This is a genomic window from Ferrovibrio sp., assembly GCF_029255545.1.
GTDB lineage: Bacteria > Pseudomonadota > Alphaproteobacteria > Ferrovibrionales > Ferrovibrionaceae > Ferrovibrio.
Genome location: NZ_JANLJJ010000028.1, coordinates 1 through 5004, shown reverse-complemented (window position 1 = coordinate 5004; position 5004 = coordinate 1). Strand labels below are relative to the sequence as shown.

Annotated in this window: 4 protein-coding genes; 1 reads left to right on the top strand and 3 read right to left on the bottom strand. The window is 60.9% G+C overall.

Translation table 11 applies throughout. The annotated features are described in order from the left end of the window. The 3 genes from Q1J79_RS04925 to Q1J79_RS04915 all read right to left on the bottom strand — a co-directional run. Positions 1–1724, bottom strand: a 1724-nt coding sequence (locus Q1J79_RS04925; protein WP_300297337.1) for a molybdopterin-dependent oxidoreductase, incomplete at its 3' end; no start/stop codon positions are given. A 23-nt stretch (positions 1725–1747) separates the two neighbouring features. Continuing rightward, complete coding sequence (locus tag Q1J79_RS04920; protein WP_300297334.1) at positions 1748–3103, bottom strand: nitrate/nitrite transporter; 1356 nt, start codon at positions 3101–3103, stop codon at positions 1748–1750. A 3-nt stretch (positions 3104–3106) separates the two neighbouring features. Beyond that, the gene (locus Q1J79_RS04915; RefSeq protein WP_300297332.1) at positions 3107–4480 is read right to left on the bottom strand and encodes a nitrate/nitrite transporter; all 1374 of its coding nucleotides are present in this window, start codon (positions 4478–4480) and stop codon (positions 3107–3109) included. Positions 4481–4531: 51 nt separating this feature from the next. On the opposite strand from Q1J79_RS04915, the gene Q1J79_RS04910 reads away from it, so the two are divergent. Then, positions 4532–5004, top strand: a 473-nt coding sequence (locus tag Q1J79_RS04910) for a Crp/Fnr family transcriptional regulator (RefSeq protein ID WP_300297328.1), incomplete at its 3' end; no start/stop codon positions are given.

Here is a 5004-nt window from a genome sequence, read left to right as displayed (position 1 = left end):
GACCAGCCACCACCCGACTGGCCGATGCAACCACACATCGCCAGCAGGTTGATGATGCCGCGATAGTTCATGTCGGCGTGGTACCAGTGATTCACCGCCGCACCGAGAATGACCATGGATTTGCCCTTGGTCTTGTCGGCGTTGTCGGCGAAAGCACGCGCCACGGCAACCACCTGTTCGCGCGGCACGCCGGTAATGCGCTCTTGCCAGGCCGGTGTATAGGGCAGATCCTCGTCGAAGCTTTTCGCGGTGTTCGGATCATTGATGCCGCGATCGACGCCGTAATTGGCCAGGAACAGGTCGTAGACTGCGGCCGCCAGAACCGGGCCGTTCTTGGTCTCAATCCGCTTGACCGGGATTTTCCGCTCGATCACATCGGGGTGGACGCTGTGATTGAAATGCTCGTGGACGATGCCGCCAAAATAGGGGAAAGCAACCGCCTTCATTTCGTCTTCAACGCCCTTCAGGCCCAGCCGCAGCTTGGCCTCGGTGCCGCCGGCCTCCTTCTCTTCCAGATTCCACTTGCCCTGCTCGCCCCAGCGGAAACCGATCGAGCCCAGCGGCGTCACCACCTTGCCACTGGCTTCGTCGATGGCGACGGTCTTCCAGTCCGGATTGTTGGTCTGGCCCAGATTGTCGGCAAAGTCGGAAGCGCGCAGAAAACGGTCTGGCACCAGCCGGCCATCGCGTTCAACCAGCATCACCAAGTTCGGCATGTCGGTGTAACGCCGGCAGTAATCCTGGAAATACTCGCTGCGGCCCTTGGCGTGGTATTCGCTCAGGATCACATGGCCCATCGCCATGGCCAGCGCCGCATCGGTGCCCTGCTTGGGATGCAGCCAGAGGTCGGCGAATTTCGACGCTTCCGAATAATCCGGCGTCACCACCGCGACCTTGGCGCCCTTGTAGCGCACCTCGGTCATGAAATGGGCGTCCGGTGTGCGCGTCTGCGGCACGTTCGAGCCCCACAGCATCAGGAAGGTGGAATTGTACCAGTCGGCCGATTCCGGCACGTCGGTCTGCTCGCCCCAGGTCTGCGGCGAGCTGGGCGGCAGGTCGCAATACCAGTCGTAGAAGCTCATGCAGACGCCGCCGATCAGCGACAGATATCGGCTGCCGGCCGCATAGGACACCATCGACATGGCCGGGATCGGCGAGAAGCCGATGATACGATCCGGTCCAAAGGCCTTGATCGTATAGGCATTCGAGGCGGCGATGATCTCGTTCACTTCGTCCCAGGTGGCACGGACGAAACCGCCCATGCCGCGGGCCGACTTGTATTCTTTCGCCTTGACCTTGTCTTCGACGATGGACTGCCAGGCCGCCACCGGATCACGGTGGGTCTGCTTCGCCGAGCGCCACAGCCGCATCAGCCGGCCGCGGATCATCGGATATTTCACGCGGTTGGCGCTGTAGAGGTACCAGGAATAGCTGGCGCCGCGCGAGCAGCCGCGCGGCTCATGGTTTGGCAGGTCTGGTCGCGTGCGCGGATAATCGGTCTGCTGGGTTTCCCAGGTGACGATGCCGCCCTTCACATAGATCTTCCACGAGCATGAACCCGTGCAGTTGGCACCATGGGTGGACCGCACGATGCGGTCATGGGCCCAGCGGTTGCGGTAGGCATCTTCCCAGGCGCGGTCTTCCGTGGTGACCAGTCCGTGCCCGTTGGAAAACTCGCCTACCTGTTTGCGGAAATAGGTGAGACGGTCGAGAAAGCGGCTCATGGTTGGGGCTCCATTGGCTCGCGTCAGCACGGACGCTCGGCGCCCTTGCGGGCGTAATACCACCAGTTGATGACAACATTGACCGCGTAATAGAAAGCGGCCCAGTAGAAGAAGGCATTCGGCGAACCGAACAGGCTGATCGAATAGCCGAGCATCAAGCCGGCGGCGAACGGCCCATAGGCCGCGATCGCGCTGGTCCACCCGATCACGCCGGCAGCCTGCCGCGGCTCGAACAGCATCGGCATCTGCTTGAAGGTCGAGGCGTTGCCTATCCCTGAAAAGAAGAACAAGCCAAGCATGAAAGCGAGGAAATAGGGGAATTCGGCCAGCGAGGTCGGCGATGTGTAGAAAGACACGCCAATGGCGCAGACGATCAGGCCAATGCCAGACCATTGCGTGACGATGGCACCGCCGAAACGATCCGACAGCGGGCCGGCGATGACACGCATGATCGAACCGATCAGCGGGCCGATGAAGGCATAGGCCAGCGGGTCAGGGCCATTCGGAAAGCCCGTATAAGTCTGACGGATCAGCAGCGGGAAGGTCGCCGAGAAGCCTGAGAACGAGCCAAAGGTCATGACGTAAAGCATAGTCATGAAGAAACCATGCTTCAGCTTGAAGATGTCGAGCTGGTCACGAAAATTGGCCCGCACCGGCACGCTGCGCAGCATGAACCAGGCCAGGATGCCGAACAGCGCAATCAACGGCACATAAACCAGCGCGGCATTCTGCAGCCAGATTTTGCTGTGTACGCCGCCACGGCTGAAATCCAGCGGATCGCCAGACAGGCTGCCGAATATCGCCACGCCGATAATCCAGGGCGTCACGAACTGTACGATGCTGACGCCGAAATTGCCGATGCCGGCCTGGATGGCCAGCGCCGTCCCCTGCAGGCGCTTGGGGAAAAACAGGCTGGTGCTCGGCATGAAGGAGGAGAAATTGGCGCCGCCCAAGCCGGCCAGGAACGACAGCGTCAGCAGCACCCAGTATGGCGTGGTCGCATCCTGCACCGCGTAAAACCAGCCGACCGCCGGGATCAGCAGGCTGAGCGTGGAGATCGCCACTACGTTGCGCGTGCCATAAAGCGGCACCAGGAACGTGTGGATGATACGCAGTGAGCCACCGGCCAAGCCGGGCATGGCAGTCAACCAGAACAACTCGCTCGGCGCCAGCTTGAAGCCCGCACCAGGCAGGCGCACCACCAAGGCACTCACCATGAACCAGACGATGAAGGCCATGGTCAGGTTGGCCGTGGTGATGATCAGGGTACGCCAGGCGATCGCCTTGCCGGTGGTTTCCCAGAATTGCGGGTTCTCAGGCTCCCAGCGACTCAGCCAGTGGCGGCTGCGGGCTTGGGTGTTTTCGTTTGAGATGGTCATGGCTCAGGCCTCCTTGGGCCGAACGCTGGCAGACGCAGTCTGCGGCTTGCCCGATACGGAAGCCGGCGCACCGCCTTCCGCGAGTTCGGGCAGATCCTGCGGACCACGCAGGGCCGGATGCTTGCGACGTTCCATGCGGATGATCGCGAAATGCATCCAGGTGAGCGCCGTGGCGACCAGGACGAACAGCAGCATGAAGCAGCTGGTCCATACGCCGACGATGTCGTTCAGCGCGCCGAAGGCGATGGGCAGGATGAAGCCGCCCAAACCACCAATCAGGCCGACCACGCCACCCACTGCACCCACATGGTTGGGGTAATAGACTGGGATGTGCTTGTAGACGGCGGCCTTGCCCAGCGACATGAAAAAGCCGAGCACGAAGGCGATCAGGGTGAACGGGATGAAGCCGATGGCGATTGTGAAGGTGATCGGGCCCTTGATGCCATGCACCGTATAATCGGTGGCCGGGTAGGACAGCAGGAAGGTACAGATCACCGAGACGATGAAGGTCCAGTACATCACCCGGCGGGCACCGTATTTGTCGGACAACACGCCACCATAGGCGCGGAACAGACTGGCCGGGATCGAGTAGGCAGCACCCAACATGCCTGCCGCTTTGACGTCGAGGCCGTAGACGCCCATGTAGTAGCGCGGCAACCACAGGGCGAGCGCGACAAAGGCGCCGAAGACGAAGAAGTAATAGAGCGAAAAGCGCCAGACCTGCAGGTTCTTCAGCGGCGCAAGCTGGGCCAGCAACGGCTCGGGCTTGGCGCCCGTGCGCTTGCGCTCAGCCAGGGCGGGATCATCCTTGGTCACCAGCAGGAACAGCACTGCCATCACCAACAGTGCCACAGCCCAGACCTTGGCCACCATTTCCCAGCCGAAGGCTACCATCACGAAGGGGGCCACGAATTTGGTGACGGCAGCGCCGACATTGCCCATGCCGAATATGCCGAGCGCGGTACCTTGCTTCTGCTTGGGATACCATTTCGACACATAAGCGACACCAACGGCAAACGAGCCGCCGGCGATGCCCACACCAAGGGCCGCAAGCAGAAAGGTTTCGTAGGAATAAGCCGTGGTGAGCAGCCAGGTGGCGGTGGCGGCCGCCACCATCACGACGGTGTAGACCAGTCGGCCGCCGTATTGGTCGGTCCAGATGCCGAGCAGCAGACGGCTGAGCGAACCCGTCAGGATCGGCGTGCCGATCAGCAGACCGAACTGGGTTTCATTGAGTCCAAGGTCTTTTTTGATTTGGATGCCGATGATCGAGAAGATCGTCCAAACGGCGAAGCAGACGGTGAATGCCACCGTGCTCATGATCAGGGCGGTGGATTGGCCGCCCAGATTGGCGGCAGGGGTAGCTTGAGAGGCCATCGTGGTTCTTCTCCTGCACCCCGAATTGCAGCCGCGGGATGCGACGCCACGATGCGAAAGCTGCGCGTAGAATTGATTGCGTTAGATCAAGCGCATCAGCGCGCCCGTTTTTTTGCAGCGCGATATCTTGATTTTTGTCAAAATATGCTGTGCTTGGGCTGCGGATTGTGCTTGATATCGGTCAATGCTGGCGCCGCCGCAACTTCTATTCTGCCCTGCCGATGGAGGTGGACAATGCGCACAGTCGATCAGGAACTTCTCGAAAAAACCGAGATTTATCAGCGTCTCGACCCAGCGATCGTCGAACGTCTGGTGCGTGACTGCCCCGTTCGCGAATACCCCAAGAACGCCATCCTGACCCAGCAGGGCGATGATTCGGAATATGTCCATCTGATCCTGAGCGGCCGCGTTGCACTCATGGCCGAATGCTGCGATGGCGAAACGACGGTGGTAACCACTTTTGGCAGCGGCGAGATCTTCGTCAGCGCCGCCACCATTCTGCAGATGCCGTATCTGGTTACCGC